The sequence below is a fragment of the Streptomyces sp. NPDC058221 genome, from assembly GCF_042882365.1.
Taxonomy (GTDB): domain Bacteria; phylum Actinomycetota; class Actinomycetes; order Streptomycetales; family Streptomycetaceae; genus Streptomyces.
Map to the genome: position 1 here is coordinate 1 of NZ_JBHVWF010000320.1, position 1,226 is coordinate 1,226.

Here is a 1,226-nt window from a genome sequence, read left to right on the forward strand (position 1 = left end):
CTGTGGTGCCGGTGGTGTTGTCGGGGCGGGGTGTGGGTGCGTTGCGGGATCAGGCTGTGCGGTTGCGTGATTTGGTGGTGGGGGATGAGGGGTTGGGTTTGGGGGATTTGGCTTATTCGTTGGTGCGGTCGCGTGCTTCGCATGATCATCGTGCGGTTGTTTCGGTGGGTAGTCGTGAGGAGTTGCTGGGTGCTTTGGAGGGGGTGGTGAGTGGTCATTTGTTGTCGAACACGGTGCAGGGTGTGGTGGGTGGTGGTGGTGTGGCGTTTTTGTTTTCGGGTCAGGGGTCTCAGTTTCCGGGGATGGGGCGGGAGTTGTATGAGCGGTTCCCGGTTTTTGCTGCTGTGGTGGATGAGGTGTGTGGTTTGGTGGATGGGGTGCGTGGTGGTGGGCCTGGTTTGCGGGATGTGATGTTTGGTGAGGTGGGTTCGGTTGAGGGTGGGTTGTTGGATCGGACGGAGTTTGCGCAGCCGGCGTTGTTTGCGTGTGAGGTGGCGTTGTTCCGGTTGTTGGGGTCGTGGGGTGTGGTTCCGGATTTTGTGGCGGGTCATTCGTTGGGTGAGGTGAGTGCGGCGTGTGTGGGTGGGGTGTTGTCGTTGGGTGATGCGGTGTCGTTGGTGGTGGCGCGGGGTCGTTTGATGGGGGCGGCTCCTGCTGGTGGGGTGATGGTTGCGGTTCAGGCGGGTGAGGGTGAGGTTGGTGCGTTGTTGGAGGGTTTGGGGGGGCGGGTTTCGATTGCGGCGGTGAATGGTCCGTCGTCGGTGGTGGTTGCGGGGGATGTTGATGCGGTGGGTGTGGTGGTTGGTCGGTTGGAGGGTTTGGGGCGGAGGGTGAGGCGTTTGCGGGTGAGTCATGCGTTTCATTCGGCGGATATGGATGGGGTGTTGGAGGAGTTTGCTGGGGTGGTTGCTGGGGTGTCGTTTGGTGTTCCGGTGATTCCTGTGGTGAGTGCGGGTGATGTGGGGTCGGCGGAGTATTGGGTGCGGCATGTGCGGGATGCGGTGCGGTTTGATGTGGTGTTGTCCCGGTTGGGGGAGTTGGGTGTGGGGTCGGTGCTTGAGGTGGGTCCGGATGCTGCGTTGATTCCGTATGTGTCGGGTCTGCCTGGTGCTGCGGTGATGCGTAAGGGGCGCCCGCAGCTGCTGACTCTGTTGAAGGCTCTCGCTCACGTTCATGTTCATGGTGGTGCGGTGGTCGATTGGAGTGGTTTCGTTTCTGGGGATGGT

At 61.2% G+C, this 1,226-nt stretch carries 1 protein-coding gene; it reads left to right on the plus strand.

The features are described from left to right. Positions 1-1,226 (plus strand): acyltransferase domain-containing protein (locus ACFVW8_RS39155; protein WP_389698830.1); only part of this gene is annotated, 1,226 nt, incomplete at both ends.